At 46.0% G+C, this 19,054-nt stretch carries 17 protein-coding genes; 12 read left to right on the forward strand and 5 right to left on the reverse strand.

Features of this window, described 5'->3' with window-relative positions; translation table 11 throughout:
* Positions 1 to 46 precede the first annotated feature (46 nt).
* Entirely contained in the window at positions 47 to 1,321 is a 1,275-nt protein-coding gene (gene purD, locus IDJ77_RS13500) for a phosphoribosylamine--glycine ligase (protein WP_191189490.1), read from the reverse strand.
* Between the two features lie 108 nt (positions 1,322 to 1,429).
* Between purD and IDJ77_RS13505 the strand changes: the two genes are divergently transcribed.
* The 6 genes from IDJ77_RS13505 to IDJ77_RS13530 all read left to right on the forward strand — a co-directional run bounded on the left by IDJ77_RS13505 (position 1,430) and on the right by IDJ77_RS13530 (position 8,997).
* Positions 1,430 to 1,924 carry a DUF4365 domain-containing protein gene (locus tag IDJ77_RS13505; protein ID WP_191189491.1) on the forward strand — a complete coding sequence of 165 codons (495 nt, stop codon included), beginning with the start codon at positions 1,430 to 1,432 and terminating at the stop codon, positions 1,922 to 1,924.
* Between the two features lie 223 nt (positions 1,925 to 2,147).
* Complete coding sequence (gene secA, locus IDJ77_RS13510; protein ID WP_191189492.1) at positions 2,148 to 5,456, forward strand: preprotein translocase subunit SecA; 3,309 nt, start codon at positions 2,148 to 2,150, stop codon at positions 5,454 to 5,456.
* A 152-nt stretch (positions 5,457 to 5,608) separates the two neighbouring features.
* Positions 5,609 to 6,085 carry an SPOR domain-containing protein gene (locus IDJ77_RS13515; protein WP_191189493.1) on the forward strand — a complete coding sequence of 159 codons (477 nt, stop codon included), beginning with the start codon at positions 5,609 to 5,611 and terminating at the stop codon, positions 6,083 to 6,085.
* Complete coding sequence (locus IDJ77_RS13520) at positions 6,078 to 7,262, forward strand: M20 metallopeptidase family protein (protein WP_191189494.1); 1,185 nt, start codon at positions 6,078 to 6,080, stop codon at positions 7,260 to 7,262. The genes IDJ77_RS13515 and IDJ77_RS13520 overlap by 8 nt, the downstream gene beginning before the upstream one ends.
* A gap of 110 nt (positions 7,263 to 7,372) precedes the next feature.
* On the forward strand, positions 7,373 to 8,302 hold the full coding sequence (locus IDJ77_RS13525) for a hypothetical protein (protein WP_191189495.1): 930 nt from the start codon (positions 7,373 to 7,375) through the stop codon (positions 8,300 to 8,302).
* A gap of 74 nt (positions 8,303 to 8,376) precedes the next feature.
* Positions 8,377 to 8,997 carry a DKNYY domain-containing protein gene (locus IDJ77_RS13530; protein WP_191189496.1) on the forward strand — a complete coding sequence of 207 codons (621 nt, stop codon included), beginning with the start codon at positions 8,377 to 8,379 and terminating at the stop codon, positions 8,995 to 8,997.
* 67 nt (positions 8,998 to 9,064) lie between these two features.
* On the opposite strand, the gene asnS is transcribed toward IDJ77_RS13530, so the two are convergent.
* Entirely contained in the window at positions 9,065 to 10,501 is a 1,437-nt protein-coding gene (asnS, locus tag IDJ77_RS13535; protein ID WP_191189497.1) for an asparagine--tRNA ligase, read from the reverse strand.
* A 104-nt stretch (positions 10,502 to 10,605) separates the two neighbouring features.
* The gene (locus tag IDJ77_RS13540; protein WP_191189498.1) at positions 10,606 to 11,088 is read right to left on the reverse strand and encodes a DUF6252 family protein; all 483 of its coding nucleotides are present in this window, start codon (positions 11,086 to 11,088) and stop codon (positions 10,606 to 10,608) included.
* A 219-nt stretch (positions 11,089 to 11,307) separates the two neighbouring features.
* Here IDJ77_RS13540 and IDJ77_RS13545 point away from each other — a divergent pair, with 219 nt between their 5' ends.
* The 6 genes from IDJ77_RS13545 (at position 11,308) to IDJ77_RS13570 (ending at position 16,910) form a co-directional block, all read left to right on the forward strand.
* On the forward strand, positions 11,308 to 12,162 hold the full coding sequence (locus tag IDJ77_RS13545) for a DMT family transporter (protein WP_191189499.1): 855 nt from the start codon (positions 11,308 to 11,310) through the stop codon (positions 12,160 to 12,162).
* Between the two features lie 58 nt (positions 12,163 to 12,220).
* Positions 12,221 to 12,682: an IS200/IS605 family transposase gene (tnpA, locus tag IDJ77_RS13550; protein WP_191189500.1), complete on the forward strand. Its 462-nt coding sequence runs from the start codon at positions 12,221 to 12,223 to the stop codon at positions 12,680 to 12,682.
* A gap of 453 nt (positions 12,683 to 13,135) precedes the next feature.
* On the forward strand, positions 13,136 to 15,079 hold the full coding sequence (gene dnaG, locus IDJ77_RS13555) for a DNA primase (protein WP_191189501.1): 1,944 nt from the start codon (positions 13,136 to 13,138) through the stop codon (positions 15,077 to 15,079).
* 18 nt (positions 15,080 to 15,097) lie between these two features.
* Positions 15,098 to 15,424 (forward strand): hypothetical protein, encoded by a 327-nt coding sequence (locus IDJ77_RS13560; RefSeq protein WP_191189502.1) that lies wholly within the window; start codon positions 15,098 to 15,100, stop codon positions 15,422 to 15,424.
* Between the two features lie 33 nt (positions 15,425 to 15,457).
* Positions 15,458 to 15,826 carry a YraN family protein gene (locus tag IDJ77_RS13565; protein ID WP_191189503.1) on the forward strand — a complete coding sequence of 123 codons (369 nt, stop codon included), beginning with the start codon at positions 15,458 to 15,460 and terminating at the stop codon, positions 15,824 to 15,826.
* A 1-nt stretch (position 15,827) separates the two neighbouring features.
* On the forward strand, positions 15,828 to 16,910 hold the full coding sequence (locus tag IDJ77_RS13570) for a glutaminyl-peptide cyclotransferase (RefSeq protein ID WP_191189504.1): 1,083 nt from the start codon (positions 15,828 to 15,830) through the stop codon (positions 16,908 to 16,910).
* A gap of 8 nt (positions 16,911 to 16,918) precedes the next feature.
* Here the strand turns inward: IDJ77_RS13570 and IDJ77_RS13575 are convergent, their stop codons facing one another.
* A complete protein-coding gene (locus tag IDJ77_RS13575) occupies positions 16,919 to 17,794 on the reverse strand; it encodes a CPBP family intramembrane glutamic endopeptidase (protein WP_191189505.1) in 876 nt (291 codons plus the stop codon).
* Positions 17,795 to 17,973: 179 nt separating this feature from the next.
* The gene (locus tag IDJ77_RS13580; RefSeq protein WP_191189506.1) at positions 17,974 to 18,948 is read right to left on the reverse strand and encodes a GlxA family transcriptional regulator; all 975 of its coding nucleotides are present in this window, start codon (positions 18,946 to 18,948) and stop codon (positions 17,974 to 17,976) included.
* Positions 18,949 to 19,054 lie beyond the last annotated feature (106 nt).

The raw sequence follows: 19,054 nt of genomic DNA on the forward strand, positions 1-19,054 counted from the left end.
CGGCTTCTTTATTAATATCAAACTATGCGACCAATGAACTAATGAACTATAGGAGATCAAACCCGATATCTTTCCTAAAATACACGCCGTCGTAGTAAATACGGGCGGCATCGGCGGTGGCTTGCTGTAGCGCATTAAACATGTTATCCTGTAAAGTTGTCACCGCTAAAACGCGGCCACCGGTGGCTAAAACTTCTTCGCCGCTTAAGGTAGTGCCCGCATGGAATACATGCGAACCACGAACGTTCTCTATCCCGCTGATGGCTTTATTCTTTAAGTACTCGCCCGGGTAACCGCCTGCAACGCAAACTACGGTGGCCGCTACTTTATCAGAGATGATGATCTCTTTCTCGTTCAGGTTGCCCTGAGCTACGCCTTCCAGCAGGTCCACAAAGTCCGACTGGATGCGTGGCATAACGCTTTCTGTTTCCGGGTCGCCCATGCGGCAGTTGTATTCAATTACCCAGGGTTCGCCCTCAGTGTTCATCAGGCCGATAAAAATAAAGCCTTTGTAGGGAATGCCCTCTTTTTTCAGTCCTTCCACAGTTGGGATAATCACCCTTTGCTCCACCTTCGCCATAAATTCAGCATCAGCAAACGGAACCGGGGAAACCGAACCCATACCACCAGTGTTTAAGCCGGTATCGCCTTCGCCAATACGTTTGTAATCTTTGGCTTCGGGCAGTATTTTGTAGTTGGTGCCGTCGGTCATCACAAAAACCGAAAGCTCGATACCTGTTAAAAATTGTTCTATCACCACTTTGGAGCTGGCATCGCCAAATTTGGCTTCGGTAAGCATTTCGGCAAGTTCCAGTTTGGCTTCTTCCAGGGTAAGGCATATTAAAACGCCCTTGCCTGCGGCCAATCCGTCGGCCTTTAAAACTACCGGCAGGCCTGCGGTTGCCAGGTAATCAAAGCCTTCCTGCAGGGTATCCTTGGTGAAAGTTTTTGATGCAGCGGTGGGGATGTTGTTGCGCTGCATAAACTCCTTGCTAAAATCCTTACTGCCTTCCAGTTGCGCCGCTTCGGCCTGGGGGCCAATAACCGGGATGCCTTTAAGCTCATCATCCGCCAAAAAGAAATCGTGGATGCCTTTTACCAGCGGTTCCTCGGGGCCAACCAAAACCATGTCGATCGCATTGCTTAATGCAAATGCTTTGATGCCGGCAAAATCGGTAACCTTTAGGTTAATATTTGTGCCGTATTGCCCGGTACCGGCATTGCCGGGAGCAATAAAAAGGTTTTCGCATTTGGGGCTTTGGGCAATTTTCCAGGCGAAGGCGCTTTCCCTTCCGCCCGAACCAAGGATCAGGATATTCATGGGGCGAATATACTTAATGTGGAGATAAATGTGCAGGTGTGCGGATTTCAAATGTGCAGATGATTTTTGGATGGGATTTGGTAAGTTTACATTGTCATATTATAAATAATGAAATATCCAATCAGGCACGGTAACCATTCACTCGAAGAAACCTCAGTTGTATTTTTTCGTCAGTATTTACCCGCGGATTGGAACGTCAATTCTATTGACAGGGATTACGGTCAAGATATGAATATCGAAATTGCTGAGCACGGCAGCTATCGGGGTTTAGAATTTATTGTACAACTTAAAGCCTCACAGGCTTCCAACGAACTTAATGGTAACGAAAGACAATCCTTAAATGTTTCGACCTACAACTATCTATGGGATAACTTACGAGTTGTGTTGTTGGTCAAGTATATCGAGAGTGAAAAGGAGGCATATTATATCTTATTGAAAGATGTACCTGAACCGAATCAAAATCAGGAAAGTCTTACTGTGTATTTACCGCGAACAAACAAACTTTCACAAATTAATTGGGATGAAATAACGGAATATGTCCGTTTAATCACGTACAGAAAAATTGAAGCCGGTAGGCCTGTTCGGAGATTACAGAATGAATAGAGAAACGGCAAATTGCATCACCAAGAATCCGACGATGGATCCATCGGCTTTTCGCCAGGCGGTGGCGAAAGTGGCAGTGATGACCCTAAATCATAAAGCCCTACTATCACCTTTCGCCTTTTACCTTTCTCCTTTCAGCCCAAATCCGTACCTTTGCCTGTCAAAATGACTTTGAAATTGCACTGGCGCAATTGTTGAGTTCAGTGTACTATATACAAACAACATGTTAGACTTTTTTAGTAAGCTTTTCGGAAGCAAATCAGAACGGGATGTAAAAAGCATACAGCCTATAGTTGAAAAAATAAAGGCTGAATTTGCCAAATTGGGCGGGTTGAGCAACGACGAGCTTAGGGCTAAAACCATAGAATTTAAAGAAACCATCGCCACAGGCCTTTCCGGCATCGATAGCGAAATACAGGCCATTAAGGACCGTACCGAAAACGAGCTGGATATGGAAGTAAGTGAAAAGGTAGAGCTTTATACTCAGCTGGATAAGCTGGAGAAAGACCGCAATAAAGAACTGGAAGATATCCTGATCAATATTCTCCCCACCGCGTTTGCCGTAGTTAAAGAAACTGCGAAACGTTTGGCTGAGAACCCAAGCATAGAGGTTACCGCAACCGATTTCGACCGCGAACTGGCGGCCAAAAAGAATAATGTGGTGATCAAGGGCGATAAAGCTACCCACAGCAGCACCTGGCTTGCCGCCGGCAACCCGGTTACCTGGAACATGGTACACTACGATGTGCAGCTGATAGGCGGTATCGTTTTGCACCAGGGGAAGATCTCGGAGATGGCAACAGGTGAAGGTAAAACGCTGGTAGCCACGCTGCCTGCTTACTTAAACGCGCTTGCCGGGCAGGGTGTACACATTGTAACCGTGAATGATTACCTGGCACGCCGCGATAGCGAGTGGATGGGTCCTTTGTACGAGTTCCACGGCCTGTCGGTAGATTGTATTGATAAACACGAGCCAAATTCGGAAGAACGCCGCAAGGCTTACCTGGCCGATATCACTTTTGGCACAAATAACGAGTTCGGTTTTGATTACCTGCGTGACAACATGACACGTAGTCCCGAAGAGTTGGTGCAACGTAAGCTGCATTACGCCATGGTGGATGAGGTGGATTCGGTATTAATTGATGATGCGCGTACACCGCTGATTATCTCCGGCCCGATCCCACGCGGCGACGAGCACGAGTTTTATGAGCTGAAACCACGCATCGAACGTTTGGTTAACGCGCAGAAAGCTTATGTGAATACGGTATTGAACGAAGCCAAGAAAGCGATAAACGATGGCAAGACAGGTGTTGACGAAGGTGGTTTAGCCTTATTCCGTGCGCACCGTGCCTTGCCAAAAAGCAAAGCCTTAATAAAATTCCTGAGCGAAGGTGGTAACAAATCTGTATTGCTGAAAACAGAGAATCATTACATGCAGGATCAGGGCAAGGATATGCCGAAAGTAGATTCTGAACTGTTCTTTATTATAGACGAAAAAAACAATTCGGTAGAATTGTCAGAAAAAGGTATCGAACTCATCACCGCTTCGGGCGAGGATGCAAGTTTCTTTGTGATGCCTGATGTAGGTACCGAGATAGCACGTATTGAGAAATCTGACCTTGCTGCAGAGGAAAAAATTGCGAAGAAGGATGAGCTGATGCGCGATTTCTCTATTAAATCGGAGCGGATCCACTCGGTTAACCAATTATTAAAAGCATACACCTTATTTGAAAAAGATACCGAATACATCCTGGACGAAGGCAAGGTTAAAATTGTAGATGAGCAAACCGGCCGTGTTTTAGATGGCCGCCGTTACAGCGATGGTTTGCACCAGGCAATAGAGGCAAAAGAAAATGTGAAGGTAGAAGATGCTACCCAAACGTTTGCTACCATTACGCTGCAAAACTACTTCAGGATGTACCACAAGCTTTGCGGTATGACGGGTACTGCCGTTACCGAAGCAGGCGAGTTTTGGCAGATCTATAAGCTGGATGTGGTAGAGATCCCAACCAATACCCCGACATCACGTTCGGATATGCAGGATTTGGTTTACCGTACTATCCGCGAAAAATATAATGCTGTTGCCGAAGAGATTGAAAAACTTACAAAGGCCGGTCGCCCGGTACTGGTGGGTACCACATCGGTAGAGATCTCGGAATTATTGAGCCGTATGCTGAAACTGCGCGGCATTAAACATAACGTACTGAACGCCAAAATGCACCAGAAAGAGGCCGATATTGTGGCTGAAGCTGGTCAGGCTGGTACCGTTACCATCGCTACCAACATGGCAGGCCGTGGTACGGATATAAAATTGGGTGCAGGTGTACAGGCATCTGGCGGTTTGGCCATTGTAGGTACCGAGCGCCACGAATCACGCCGTGTTGACAGGCAGTTGCGTGGTCGTGCAGGTCGTCAGGGCGACCCGGGTTCTTCTCAATTCTTTGTGTCGCTGGAAGATAACCTGATGCGTTTATTCGGTTCCGAGCGAATCTCCAACCTGATGGTACGCATGGGTATCGAAGAGGGCGAAGTGATCCAGCACTCGATGATCTCCAAATCTATCGAGCGTGCGCAGAAGAAAGTTGAAGAGAACAACTTTGGCATCCGTAAGCGTTTGCTGGAGTATGATGATGTGATGAACTCGCAGCGTACCGTTATCTACGCAAAACGTAAGAACGCTTTGTTTGGCGAGCGCCTTGAGGTTGATTTGAACAACACCATTTTTGATGTAATTGAAGATGTGGTTACCGAATACAAAGAGGCCAACAACTTTGATGGTTTCCAGCTGGAGATCATCCGCTTGTTCTCTGTTGATCCGGACACCGACAAAGAGCAATTCACCGGCACGTCGCTGAATGCATTGGTTGATAAAACCTTTAACGAGGTGATAGAGTTTTACAAACGCAAATCTGAACAGGTGGCCCAGCAGGCTTACCCGGTACTAAAAGATGTGTTTGATACCCGCGGCCAGTATGTAGAGAATATTGTAGTGCCATTTACCGATGGCGTACATGGCTTACAGGTTGCTGTACCATTGAAAAAGGCGGTTGAGAATAAAGGTGCCGAGGTGTTTAAATCTTTCGAGAAAAACGTAACCCTTTACCTGATAGATGATGCCTGGAAAGAGCACCTGCGCGAAATGGACGAGCTAAAACAATCGGTGCAAAACGCCGTTTACGAACAAAAAGACCCATTGTTGGTTTATAAGTTTGAGGCTTTTAACCTGTTCCGCCAGATGTTATCAAACGTGAACAAAGAGCTGGTGAGCTTCCTGTTCCGTGGTGGTATTGCCGTGCAGCAGGAGCCGGAGCAGGTTCGCGAAGCAAAACCTGAGCCCAAGCTCGACCTGAAGAAAATGCGTACTTCCAAACCGGAACTTGTTGGCGAAAACAACGGGATGCCGTTTGAAGATACCCGCGAGATACAAAAAGCTACCCCTGTAAAGGTGGAGCAAAAAATAGGCAGGAACGACCCATGCCCATGCGGAAGTGGCAAAAAGTTTAAAAACTGCCACGGCGTAGGGCAGAATTAGGCCTCACCCAAACCCTCTCCAAAGAGAGGGCTTAAGAAGCAAAACCTAACGCGTCATTGCGAGGAACGAAGCAATCTCTGAACTGTGCATAAACGCTATGTTATAGGGAGATTGCTTTGTGCCTCGCAATGACGGTTTAAAAACATCGATAAATGAAAAGAGCAATATTTGATAGTAAAGCTAAGTTAAGCCTCATCAAATTTTGCTCTTTTTTTATGCTGATACTTTTGTCGGCAGCCGCCTCGGCACAAAGCAAAGGCAAAGTTGTAGTAGTGCGCGACCCATTGTTTGATACCCTGCTGGCCAAGCGCGCTTTGCTTAACAGGGGTGGCGGTTCGTCGTCAGGCGGTGGTAGCGGGTACGTGTCTAACTATGGTTACCGGCTGCAGATCTATAGCGGCTCCAACCGCAACGCTGCCTATACGGCACAGGCCAGGTTCAACCGCGAATTCCCCGAAATGCGTACTTATATCAGTTACCACGAACCCAACTTTAAAGTAAAGGCGGGCGACTTCCGGTCGCGCCTGGAGGCGGAGAAAATGAAAGCGCAGCTGCAATCCACGTTCTCGGCAATGTTTATCGTTTCAGAAAGAATCAATCCCCCTAAAACCGTTACCAATAATGATTAAGGAAAAGATCCAGCAGCTATCAGCAGATATTTTTAACGATGTGGTGGCCAACCGTCGCCACCTGCACTCGCACCCCGAACTGTCTTTTCACGAGGTGGAAACCTCTGTGTTTGTTGCCAATAAACTGGAAGAACTGGGACTGGAATACCATAAAATGGCCGATACCGGTTTGGTGGCGCTGATAAAAGGCGATAAGCCATCTGATAGAGTGGTTGCCCTGCGTGCCGATATGGATGCCCTGCCGATACTGGAAGCTAACGATGTGCCCTACAAATCGCAAAACCCGGGCGTAATGCACGCCTGCGGACACGATGCGCATACGTCATCGTTATTGGGTACCGCCAAAATATTAACGCAATTAAAAAGCGAGTTCGGCGGAACGATAAAGCTGATCTTTCAACCTGCAGAAGAAAAGCTGCCGGGCGGTGCCAGCCTGATGATCAAAGAAGGTGTGCTGGAAAATCCAAAACCGCAGGCCGTATTGGGCCAGCACGTAATGCCGCTGATAGATGCTGGTAAGGTAGGTTTCCGCGCAGGTAAATATATGGCCTCTACGGATGAACTGTACGTTACGGTTAGGGGCAAAGGCGGCCATGGTGCCCAGCCGCAGCAAAATGTTGACCCGGTGATTATTACCGCTCATATATTAACGGCCCTGCAAACTATTGTAAGCCGTTCTGCCGATCCTAAGAGTCCGTCGGTACTATCTTTTGGCAAGGTGATCGCTAATGGCGCTACCAACGTTATCCCCAACGAGGTTTACCTGGAAGGTACCTTCCGCACCATGGATGAAAAATGGCGCAGCGAAGCACATATCAAGATCAAGAAAATGGCCGAAGGCATTGCTGAAGCGATGGGCGGCAGCTGCGAATTCAATATTATGCGCGGTTACCCTTTCCTCATCAATGAGGAAGTGCTTACCGCCGCAACCCGCGGCCATGCCGAAGATTATTTAGGGAAAGAGAACGTGCTCGACCTGGATATCTGGATGGCTGCAGAAGATTTCGCCTATTACTCGCAGGCAGCAGACAGCTGCTTTTACCGTTTAGGTACCCGTAACGAGGCCCGCGGCATCACCTCATCCGTACATACTCCAACCTTTGATGTGGAAGAGGACGCCTTTAAAATAAGCACCGGTTTGATGGCCTATTTGGCTGTTAAACAATTGGGGAATTAAAAAAACTTGTCATTGCGAGCGCAGCGCGGCAATCGCGAACTTTGCAGGCCGCTCTGTATAGCGTGCGGTTGCCGCGCTGCGCTCGCAATGACATGGTGTAAGAATATCTAATGAAAAAATTTCTCCTCGCTTTCTGCTTTATTCTTTCCGCTTTCGGCTTAAAAGCCCAGCAGATCGACAGGTTTAATCCCGATACGCTCCGTACTATCGTTATCGATTCCCCGGTGAATATCCGGTCGCACCGTTTGCGTGCGCAGGATTTTATTGATGCGGTGATGCAGGATACCAGTTTTTACCTCGCTTTCCGTAATATGAAAGCCTATGCCTTTACCGCCGAGAACCGCGTTTTTACCTATAATAAAAAGAACAAGATAGAGGGAAAGATCTACCGGAAGATACTGCACAGCAATGTAGCCGGTGACCATAAGCTGCAATACCTTGCTAAAGCGGATAGCGGCAACGTGTTAAAGAAGAACGGCAAGTACCAGCTGTATACCGTAGAGATGTTCGATTACATTTTTATGAATGCCTACAATTCCGATTTTGTAGCCGGCCCGCCAGCATCCGGCGAAGCTAAAACCAAAAATGAAGGTTACAAGGCTAAGCTGAAAACATTGATATTCACACCCGGCCGAAAGGTGAGCGGCATCCCGTTCATCAGCAGCAAGACAGAAATATTTGGCCCCGACCTGCGGCAGTTTTACCGTTATGAATTTGCAAGGGGTAAGTACCTCGATACCATCCCGGTGTACCGCTTTAAAGTGATCCGCAAGCCAAGCAGCAGCGTAGATGATGTGATGATACAGGAGATGACCACCATTTTTGATGAACGTACGTTCCAGATCTTAGGGCGCTACATTGATATGAAATACAGTAACATGTTCTTCGATTTTGATGTGCAGATGAACATTGAACTCAATAAATTCGACGGCGAACTGCTCCCCACCAAAATCACCTACCAGGGCAACTGGGACATCCCTCTCCACAAAGAAGAACGAGCCAGTTTTTTGATTGTGCATAAGGATTATAAGAAGGAGTAGGCTTAAGTTTAATATGCTAACTTGCATTGGTTTGTATAAAAGGGGAAAGCAAAATTCCCACACGCGGCGTTTTAATGATGAAAATAGTTAAAATTCTATTGGTTTTTGCTGCCTTTTGTCTTCTTTTCAGTTGTAGGCAAGGCTATAAAATTGAAAATGACAAGGTATATTATGAATATTGGAACGAGGCGGTTGGGCATGGTAAATTGCTTATGCCAAGTGCAAATGCCAAGACTTTCGAAAGTATTGGTTTTAAATGCGATTGCAACTTTAACTTTGGGAAAGACAAAAACCATCTATTTATAGATGGTGTGCCTGTGAAAAACATCGACCCTCATAGTTTTAAGTTTCTTGGGAATTACGTATTCGCCGATAAAGATTCAGCTTATTTTTTTGGGTTCTATAACGACATAAATAACTGTGCGATAAAAGGGATAGATTTAAAGAGGTTACAATTGATTAAATATCCATGGTCGAAGGCGGGCGATATTTTAATACACGGATATGATACCATTAAACTATCAGATATCAGCGATTTTGAGCCCATTGACAAAGACTGGGGAAGAACCAAAAGTAAAGTAATACAAGAAAATACAATTCTAAAGGGTGCAGACCCCAATACTTTTGAGATAATTAATAGCTATTCGGGTAGAGATAAGCGCCATACCTACGAATTCGGAAAAATAAAGCAGTGACAATGATTCCACCGATTGGCAAATCAAATCGGTGAAATCATCCTAAAAATCGGTGTAATCCCGTCAATTAAAATTCCGCATTCTTCGGGAACCTTGGGAAAGGGATCACATCCCTTATATTACCCATACCGGTAACAAACAGCACCAAACGCTCGAAGCCAAGGCCAAAGCCGGCATGCGGACAAGAACCGAACCTCCGGGTATCTAAATACCACCAAAGCTCATCTTTCGGGATGCCGAGTTCGTCCATACGGGTTTCCAGTTTATCCAAACGTTCTTCGCGTTGCGAGCCGCCGATAATTTCGCCGATGCCCGGGAACAGGATATCCATAGCGGCAACGGTTTTGCCGTCATCGTTTTGGCGCATGTAAAAGGATTTTATCTCTTTAGGGTAATCGGTCAGGATCACTGGTTTTTTAAAGTGTTTTTCTACCAGGTAACGCTCATGCTCCGATTGCAGATCGGTACCCCAACCCTCAACAGGATAAACGAATTTCTTTTTCTTGTTCGGGGTAGATTCGCGCAGGATTTGGATTGCTTCGGTATAAGTTAAGCGCTCAAAATCGTTGTTGAGGCAAAATTGCAGCTTGTCCAGCAAAGAAAGTTCCGAACGCTCGTTCTGTGGCTTTTGCTTTTCTTCCTCTAATAAACGCTGGGTTAAAAACTCCAGGTCTTCTTTGTTTTTATCCAAAGCATAGCTGATCACATATTTCAGCAGTTCCTCAGCCAGGTTGGCGTTATCGTGGATATCATAAAAAGCCATCTCCGGCTCAATCATCCAAAACTCCGCAAGGTGACGGGTGGTATTGGAGTTTTCCGCACGGAAAGTTGGGCCGAAAGTATAAATATCGCTCAGGGCCATAGCACCCAGCTCACCTTCCAGCTGACCGGAAACGGTAAGGTTGGTAGATTTTCCGAAGAAATCCTGCTTATAATCCACCTCGCCGGTATCGGTACGCGGTACATTGTTCAGGTCGAAATTGGTTACATGGAATGCCTCGCCGGCACCTTCAGCATCTGATTGGGTGATCACCGGGGTATGCAGGTACACAAAGCCCTTCTCCTGGAAAAACTGGTGCACCGCAAACGATAAGGTGTTCCGCACACGGAATATCGCGCCGAATGTATTGGTACGAAAACGCAGGTGGGCGTTCTCGCGCAAAAACTCCAAAGTTTGCTTTTTGGGTTGCAACGGAAATTCTTCCGGGTTGCAATCGCCTAAAATTTCAATCTCGCCTGCTATAACTTCTACCGACTGCCCCTGGCCTAAAGATGGTGCAAGGGTGCCGGTGATAGCTACCGCCGCGCCAAAAGTGATGCGTTTAAGTAATGCAGGGTCGGTGTTTTCAAAATCAACCACAATTTGCAGGTTGCTATTGGTAGAGCCATCATTTAAAGCAATAAAACGATTTTGGCGGAAAGCCCTTACCCATCCTTTTACTGTTACCTCTGTACCGGTTTCACCGCTTTGCAGTAGTGCTTTAATTTTAATCCGCTGACCCATATAATATATATTTGAGCGGCAAAAATACAATTTATCATCGGTTGGATGAACCCGAAATTGCATAATTTAAACGCGTAGCTTATAGGCTACGCGCAACAACCAATTTATTTGGGCAGGTAAACATGAAACATGCCGTTAGCAAATTTTACGGTTTCAGGGTAAGCTGAGGAAGGATTTGGATACTCTTTTTTAAGCGTAAGGCTGTAGGTGCCGCTAACCAGTTTGGTTGCTTCGTCGTAGTTGGTAACGGTTAGTGTACTCGCGGCGGTATTGTCAACGTTATATCTGCTTGTAAAAACATCACCGCCAATAGTTGTAAAATAAAAAGCCTGCGTGTTTTGAAGCGTATAGGTGCCTTTGCCGGTGAACTTTAAGCGCATGATCAGCCGCTCTTCGGTTTGCGAGCCAACTATCAATAATGTATCCGTTCCCTGTTTTTCGGCGGTGGCCTCGGCGGTCCATTTTACCGAATTTTTGTCGGCTCCAATGTAAGGCGCAATAACAGGCGGTACGCAGCAATTGCGCTTAGAGCATGCGGCGGTGAACAAACAAAGAATAATTAAGGCGGGTAGTGTAAGTTTTTTCATAGGTGACGTTTTATATCTATTACGGGCAATTGCCTGGGGTGCTACAGTAAAGTAACTAAAACGTGTGTTATCATTATGTTAATTTAAAGCCAAGCAACGCGATTGGGTTAATCCTCAGCTTTCCCGTGTCCTTCGGCCGTTTGAATTGCCATATGCCAAGTAATTCTGTGAATCTTTTAATTCTGTAAATTCTGATTCGGACTTCCGTAAGTTTGTGGCATGAATCCAAGGGTAAGTCTTGTTATCGGTATATTGTGTATCTCGTTCTCGCCCATTTTTGTAAAGCTGGCGGGGGTATCGCCGCTTGGCGCTGCTTTTTACCGGGTGGCTATAGCCTGGGCCTGCCTGCTGCCTTATTGCATCATCAAAAACAAGCTGAAGGTAGAACGGAAGCAGCTTCTTATTTCCATAGCTGCGGGCATCGTTTTCGCATCGGATGTTGCGGTTTGGAATGTATCGCTTTTAAAGATCAGCGCTACGGTATCTACCCTTGTTGCCAACCTGGCGCCTGTTTGGGTGGGACTGATAGGCTATTTGCTGTTTAAGGCAAAATCGGGTAAGTTGTTTTGGATTGGTACTTTCATTGCCATTATTGGTATGATAGTGCTGGTAGGGTACGAGCATATCATACATCTTGAGTTTAACGCAGGTATCCTTCTGGCGCTGTTGGCAAGCTTTTTATACGCCAGCTATATCCTTATCACCAAAAACGTGATGGCGGGCATAGATGTGTTCACCTTTATGTTTTACAGTATGCTGAGCGCGGCTATTTTCCTGTTTGCCGTAAGTGTGTTTACCGGCGATAACATGGTGGATTTTTCCTTGAATGTGTGGCTCTGCTTTATCGGTATGGGCATTATTTGCCAGCTTACCGGCTGGCTCACTATCAACTACTCGTTGCGGTATCTGCCGTCTACCAGGGTAGCCATTGCCTTACTTAGCCAAACCGTTTTCGCGGGTATTTTGGCGGCATTTTTATTGGATGAGCATTTATCTGTAACGGAAATCATCGGGAGTGTAATTGTGCTGGCAGGTATTGCGGTAACGTTTTTGAAGCCGAAGGTAGCGGCTTAATAATTGACGCTCATCCCTCATATGAAAAAAATAATTAAATTGCAGCAAGCAATAGATTATGCCGAATACCTATACCCAAGTCCATATCCAATTTGTTTTCGCCGTGAAATATCGTGCTGCCTTAATTGCTAACGATTGGAAAGATGAGTTGATGAGATTTATTACCGGTATTTTCCAGGAGAACAACCACAAGATGCTCCAAATAAATACGATGCCAGACCACATCCACATTTTTATTGGTATGCGGCCTCATCAATCGATATCCGCGTTAATTCAAAATGTGAAGACAGAAAGCAGCAAATGGGTTAAGGCGCAAAATGTTTGTTCGGTACCTTTTGCTTGGCAGGAGGGGTACGGTGGATTTTCGTATGCAAAGAGCCAGGTGCCGGATGTGATCAGGTATATTCAAAATCAGGAAAAACATCATAAGAAACGAACCTTTCTGGAAGAATACCGCGAGTTCCTAACCAAATTTGAGATCGAATGGGAGGAGCAATATATCTTTAAGGAACTGGAATAGCATGGTGACGGCCATAAGATGTTCCGATGGAATATGTATATTTCTAACCTTTTTCTACCCATAAGGCGTTCCTCTGGAACGCAGGGCAAAAAGGTGCCTCCCGATGTTCCGTTAGGAACATTTTATAGGTAGAAAAAAAGCGTCCATATTCCCGATGTTCCGTTAGGAACATTTTATGGGTAGAAAAGAGCGTCCATATTCCCGATGTTCCGTTAGGAACATTTTATGGGTAGAAAAGAGCGTCCATATTCCCGATGTTCCGTTAGGAACATTTTATGGGTAGAAAAAGAGCGTCCATATTCCCGATGTTCCGTTAGGAACATTTTATGGGTAGCCAGTATGTCATCGCCGCAGTTTTAAACCAACGACTAATTATTGAATGATAATTTTCTACCTTTAAAGAAGAACTAAGGCCCATAACCCTTACTTTTGCAGGCTCACGCTTTTTTAAATATGATCACCAAACCCACCATCGACCGTATAATGGAAGCCACAGATATTGTGGAGGTGATTGGCGAATTTGTACAATTAAAAAAGCGGGGCGCCAATTACGTAGGCCTTTCCCCTTTCGCTAATGAGCGCACGCCATCGTTCACGGTATCGCCGGCCAAGGGGATTTTTAAAGATTTCTCTACCGGCAAAGGCGGCAGCGCCATTACTTTTTTAATGGAGCTGGAGAAATTCACCTATCCCGAGGCACTGAAATGGCTGGCAAAAAAATACGGAATAGAGGTTGAGGAAACGGAAATGTCGGCGGAAGATAAAGCCGAAGACAACCGCCGCGAAAGCCTCATGATCGTATCGGGTTACGCCGCAAAATTTTTCCACGAAAGTTTATTGGATACCGACGAAGGCCAAAGCATCGGCCTGAGCTATTTTAAAGAGCGCGGTTTTACCAATGATACCATTAAAAAGTTCGAGCTGGGCTACTCGCCCGATCAATGGGAAGCATTCTCTGCCAGCGCTATCCGCAATGGCTACCAGGAAGAATTTCTGGTGGAGAGCGGCCTGTCCGTAAAGCGGGAGAACGGTACCCTGTACGACCGCTATCGCGGGCGTGTGATGTTTCCCATCCATAGCTTCACCGGCAGAGTAATAGCCTTTGGCGGGCGTACGCTGAAGACGGATAAGAACGTCCCCAAATACGTCAACTCGCCTGAGTCGGAGATCTACCATAAATCAAATATCCTTTACGGACTGTACTTCGCCAAAAAATCCATCCGCGAGGAAGATAACTGTTACCTGGTAGAAGGGTATGCCGATGTGCTGTCGGTTTCGCAGGCAGGGATAGAGAATGTGGTGGCCTCATCCGGTACATCACTTACCGTGGAGCAGATCAAACTTATCAGCCGGTTCACCAAAAACATTACTATTTTGTATGATGGCGATGCGGCGGGTATCAAGGCATCCTTACGCGGGCTGGATATGATATTGGAGCAGGGGCTCAACGTAAAGGTGGTTTCCTTCCCCGATGGGCACGACCCGGATTCCTATGTGCGCAAACTGGGCACCAATGCTTTTAAAAAGCACATCGAAGAAAATAAGAAGGATTTTATCCTGTACAAAACCACCCTGCTGCTTAAGGATGCAGGCGGCGACCCGATAAAAAAGGCCGATGTGATCCGCGAAGTGGTAGAAAGCATCGCCAAGATCCCCGATTCGATAAAAGCCTCCGTATTCATTAAGGAGTGCAGCCACATCATGCAAATTGATGAGCGCGCGTTGCTTTCCGAATTGAATAAGATGCGCCTGGCCAAGGCCAAAAAGGATAGCCAGCAGCAAAGCAACCGGCAGCAGCAACAGTACGATGATGTGGCACCACCGGATGAGCTGCAGTATTACGAAGAGCAAGCCGGGACGAAAGATAAGGTAATTGATACCCAGGAGAAGGAGATCGTTCGCCTGCTGCTGTTGTATGGCAATAAAATGATCGATTGGGACGGCATTGCCAATACCTACATCGGGCCTTTTATGATAGCCGAACTGAGCGATGTAGAATTTGAGATACCCGCCTGCAAGCAATTTGTAGAGATGTATCAAAAAGAGGTGGAGAACGGTGTATTGCCCGATGAACAACATTTTATCCACCACCCCGATAAGGGAATTGTGGACCTGGTGGTTACCCTGCTGGCCACTAAATATACACTGAGCGAGAACTGGTACGAGATGCATAAGATTTTAGTGACCGATGAGCAGGCCAACATGAAAGCCACTATTTTAGGCGCTATTTTTCACCTTAAAATGCACATGGTTGGCAAGATCTTGGAAAACCTGCGCAACGAGCTCCAGAATGCCACCTCTGATGCCGACCAGGATATTTTGCTGAACCAGTATATGCACATGAAAAAGGTGGAGAAAAGTATATCAGATTATTTAGGTTCTGTGATATTAAAATAATTGAATATAACTAAAAAGATGAAGCAGCGTGTTTTAGCTATATTGTTTTTTGGAACTTTGTTGTACTTTTTATTAAAACCATTTGCCGAAGATTTTTTTCTTAAGTCGTTTGGTATATGCGCTAACGCATCCATTACTAATGAATCCACGCGCGTTAGATATCAAATGGCAGACTATAAATATCAATTTTCAGTTGCAGGGCGGGCATTTACAGGCAACTCGCTTGTGACGGATGCCAATAAAATTGGCGATACAGTTTGCGTGGTTTATTTAAAAGTTTATCCATCTGTAAGCAGGCGGGTTATTTATTTTAATAATTTTAAGGGTTGTACATGCAAATATTAATTCTATGCCGTTCAACTCACCCGTAAATAATTAATGGCAACCCACAACGATCTCGGCCGGCAGGGCGAAGCAATAGCCAAAGCCCACCTCGAAGCCAACGGCTACGAGATAATGGACGAGAACTGGGTTTTCGGCAAAGCCGAGATAGACCTTATCGCCTATAAAGACAAAACTATTATATTCGCCGAAGTGAAAACCCGAACCGGCACCGGCTTTGGCTTGCCCGAGGATTTTGTGGACGCCCGCAAGCAGCGTTTGCTGGCAGATGCTGCCGACGAGTACATTTATTTGATGAACCACCAGGGCGAAGTTCGCTTTGATATAATATCTATCCTGTTCAACCGTACTAACAATTATACTTTAAAACATATTGAAGATGCCTTTTGGCCTTCTGCCACCTAAAATGAATAAAAGATTACTCTACTTTGCCATAGTAGCATTATTAGCCTGCGGGTGCAATGGCTGTAAAGACACCAAAAAAGATGATTACATTACCGTTAGTCCCGATGCAGGCACTACCTACAAATCCGGCGAGCCGGTAAATTTCAGCGTAAAATACCCGGCGGATCTTAAGCCCGATTCGGTAGTGTACCTGATGGATGGCATGCGGATAGGCTCGGCTAAAGATTCCACCGCTGTAACGCTTAAAACAGATACGCTGGTGTTAGGTGCGCGTGTAATAACCGCCAAGGTTTACCAGGCGGGTCAGCCGCAGGAATTTACCACCAACATTGTGCTGTTGGCTGCCAAAGCTCCCGAAGAATTAACTTTTAAGGTAGAGAAGGTGTTTCCGCATGATACGGCAACCTATACCGAAGGATTGCTTTACCAGGACGGCGCCTTGTACGAAAGCGGCGGCGGTTACCTCGATCCCCCACCGGGCCAGTCGAAGGAAACCCAATCGCGCCTGAAAAAAGTAAACCTGCAAACCGGCAAAGCCGAGCGGATGATCATGATAGACCCGAAGGTATTTGCCGAGGGGATCTCCATTGTGGGCAACAAACTGATACAGCTTACCTACATGGAGCGTAAAGGCTTTGTATACGATAAAGATACTTTTAAGCTGCTCAGCACATTTGATAACAACGTGGGTATAGAGGGATGGGGGATGACCTTCGACGGCAATAAGCTGTACATGGATGATAAAACCAACCGCATTTTCTTTTTAAATAAAGACACCTACCAGCAGGTTGGCTATATTGATGTATACGACGATAAAGGTGCCATAAACCAGGTGAACGAACTGGAAATGATAGACGGCAAGCTATACGCCAACGTTTACCAAACCGACGATATTTTAGTGATAGACCCCAAAACCGGCGCGGTGCTACAAAAGATAGATATGAAAGCCCTTTACCCCGAAGCAAACCGCAATGCCAACGCGGATGTGTTAAACGGCATAGCTTATGATAAGGCAACCGGCCGCATCTTTGTAACCGGTAAAAAGTGGGATAAGTTGTTCCAGGTAAAGTTTGTGAAGAAGTAAAGCCGGGTTTATTCTGCCGGCGCTTTCGCGGCTTGGGGGGATATTGTGCCTACCAGGCGCTCGTCGTCGGGCTGTAGGGTGGTATTCCAGGTTTTCTTGTCGGCAAAAAACAATACGGCTGCTATTACAAGGTAAATTACGCTCAATGCGGCCCAGGCATTAAGTACCTGGTTGCTGTGGTTTGGGCCTATGCGCTCCTCAAAAAACGCTTCCGAAAAATCTACTGAAGCGTGCGCAATTATTAAAACAACAACATTGCCGCCAACGCGGTTCCATAGCCAGGTAAATATGATGGATAATGCCAGCACTATCACGGTAAACGGTATAGCTACCCGGTAGCCTGCAAAAAAGAGGGGTAAATGCCATAGTGCCCATGTGATGAACACCAATATTGTAGCGTTTTTTAAAGTGCGTGTTTGTGCCAGTTTTGGCAACAGCCATCCGCGCCAGCCAAGTTCCTCGCCCAGGCCTATGATAACTATGGAGCCGGCCAGGTGCATGGTTAACACCATTGGACTTACAGATGTGGCCATGGCAACTAATTCGCCAAACGTAAAGCCACCCACAACAAATGCTATAGCTGTAATGGCCAAACCGGCAAAAGGCAAGCCAAACCACCAGATGATGTGTTCGATATAAGGCGTTAGCCTGCTGAAGAGCGCCTTAAGGCCAGCAGCGCCCAACGTTGCATAGGTAACAATAATAGCTGCGATAGCCGGGCCAAAAACCACCGGGATCTTAGACAAATAGCCCATGCCGATCTCCGAACCGGCAAAAACATCATTTAGTATTAAATTTTTTAATGGGAAGCCTATCAATAGCGAAATAGCAAACGCAAGCCCGATAAAACAGGAAACTGGATACTTGGTTACAAACGCTTTCAATTTATGTTTATGTTTTAATCAGGGCAAATGGGTCGCCTTAGGGGTTTTATATTGCTGCCGGTAAATATCTGTTTATAAGTTCTTTTAAGCAAATGAATTATCATGCCTAAAAGGGTTACAGGGGTAATTAATTAAATTTTTGGTATTATTTTGAGGGTCACGATAGTTATGCTATTAGTTTAAAGCGTAATAGCGTTGTACTTATTGCGATACTCTACCGGTGATAGACCCGTTATTTTTTTAAAAACGCTTCGGAATGATTTGGTATCCGAATAACCTACATCGTACATTACCTCGTTTACGTTTTTCCGGCTGCTTTCCAAATGTTTTTTGGCGGCCTCTATCTTCACCCGCTGAATATACTCTACGGGTGTATTGTTGGTAGCCTTTTTAAACCTGCGCTCAAAATGGCGTTTACCAATAGCATATTTATCGGCAAGGTCCTCCACCGAAATGCGCTCGGTAATATTTGCTTCTATAAACTCCTGCGCTTTTTTTATCGGTTCGTCCTCATGCGTTTTTTGCCCGTTGAACATAATAAAAGGCGACTGGCTCTTCCTGTCGATCTCCAGCGCGAACATTTTTGCAGCAAGGATGCTCATTTCGCGGCCGGCGTGTTTCTCTACCAGGTACAAAAGCAGGTTCCAGTAAGAGGTTGCGCCACCGCTGCTGTAAAGCCCCTGCTGCTCGGTAACAATCCTGTCGTCTACCAAAGTAACCTCCGGGAACATCTCCCTAAACTGGTTGGCAAAACGCCAGTGGCTGCTGCATTCCTTACCGTTAAGCAAACCCGTGGCGGCCAGTAAAAAAGCGCCAACGCATAAACTGGCTACCTCGGCGCCCTGGCTGTATTGCTTAGCTATCCAGGGTAAAAATTCCTCGTTGCGTTTAATAGCAGCGGGCATATCGCCACCCATTGCGGGTATAATAACAATATCACTTTTTGGCACATCTTTCAGCAAGGCATCGGTATGCACCGAAAACAGGCCGTTATGAAGGCGCACCTCGGGTGCAAGCCCTATCAGCTGCACCTTAAACACAGGTGGTTTACCGGCAGCTGCCAAAAAATCGTTTACACCGGTAAATATAATGCGCGGGTCTACAATGCTTGCTAAAACGGCATCGTTGGTAATGAGGATTGATACGTGCTTCATAATAGCTGGCTTATTTGGTACCGCAATATAGGCAAGCCATATTAAATAATGAAGGTAAAGTCGCAAAGCGCCCCTAAAAAGTCATTTTCGCACCTTAGCGGGCGCT

Source organism: Mucilaginibacter pankratovii (assembly GCF_014773265.1).
GTDB classification, from domain to species: domain Bacteria; phylum Bacteroidota; class Bacteroidia; order Sphingobacteriales; family Sphingobacteriaceae; genus Mucilaginibacter; species Mucilaginibacter pankratovii.

Coding starts and splice junctions, on each gene's coding strand:
- IDJ77_RS13565 (WP_191189503.1), top strand. CDS start 15,458: ATGGCAACCCACAACGATCTCGGCCGGCAGGGCGAAGCAATAGCCAAA.
- IDJ77_RS13530 (WP_191189496.1), top strand. CDS start 8,377: ATGATGAAAATAGTTAAAATTCTATTGGTTTTTGCTGCCTTTTGTCTT.
- IDJ77_RS13545 (WP_191189499.1), top strand. CDS start 11,308: ATGAATCCAAGGGTAAGTCTTGTTATCGGTATATTGTGTATCTCGTTC.
- IDJ77_RS13560 (WP_191189502.1), top strand. CDS start 15,098: ATGAAGCAGCGTGTTTTAGCTATATTGTTTTTTGGAACTTTGTTGTAC.
- asnS (WP_191189497.1), bottom strand. CDS start 10,501: ATGGGTCAGCGGATTAAAATTAAAGCACTACTGCAAAGCGGTGAAACC.
- secA (WP_191189492.1), top strand. CDS start 2,148: ATGTTAGACTTTTTTAGTAAGCTTTTCGGAAGCAAATCAGAACGGGAT.
- IDJ77_RS13520 (WP_191189494.1), top strand. CDS start 6,078: ATGATTAAGGAAAAGATCCAGCAGCTATCAGCAGATATTTTTAACGAT.
- IDJ77_RS13525 (WP_191189495.1), top strand. CDS start 7,373: ATGAAAAAATTTCTCCTCGCTTTCTGCTTTATTCTTTCCGCTTTCGGC.
- IDJ77_RS13540 (WP_191189498.1), bottom strand. CDS start 11,088: ATGAAAAAACTTACACTACCCGCCTTAATTATTCTTTGTTTGTTCACC.
- dnaG (WP_191189501.1), top strand. CDS start 13,136: ATGATCACCAAACCCACCATCGACCGTATAATGGAAGCCACAGATATT.
- IDJ77_RS13570 (WP_191189504.1), top strand. CDS start 15,828: ATGAATAAAAGATTACTCTACTTTGCCATAGTAGCATTATTAGCCTGC.
- IDJ77_RS13580 (WP_191189506.1), bottom strand. CDS start 18,948: ATGAAGCACGTATCAATCCTCATTACCAACGATGCCGTTTTAGCAAGC.
- IDJ77_RS13505 (WP_191189491.1), top strand. CDS start 1,430: ATGAAATATCCAATCAGGCACGGTAACCATTCACTCGAAGAAACCTCA.
- IDJ77_RS13515 (WP_191189493.1), top strand. CDS start 5,609: ATGAAAAGAGCAATATTTGATAGTAAAGCTAAGTTAAGCCTCATCAAA.
- purD (WP_191189490.1), bottom strand. CDS start 1,321: ATGAATATCCTGATCCTTGGTTCGGGCGGAAGGGAAAGCGCCTTCGCC.
- tnpA (WP_191189500.1), top strand. CDS start 12,221: ATGCCGAATACCTATACCCAAGTCCATATCCAATTTGTTTTCGCCGTG.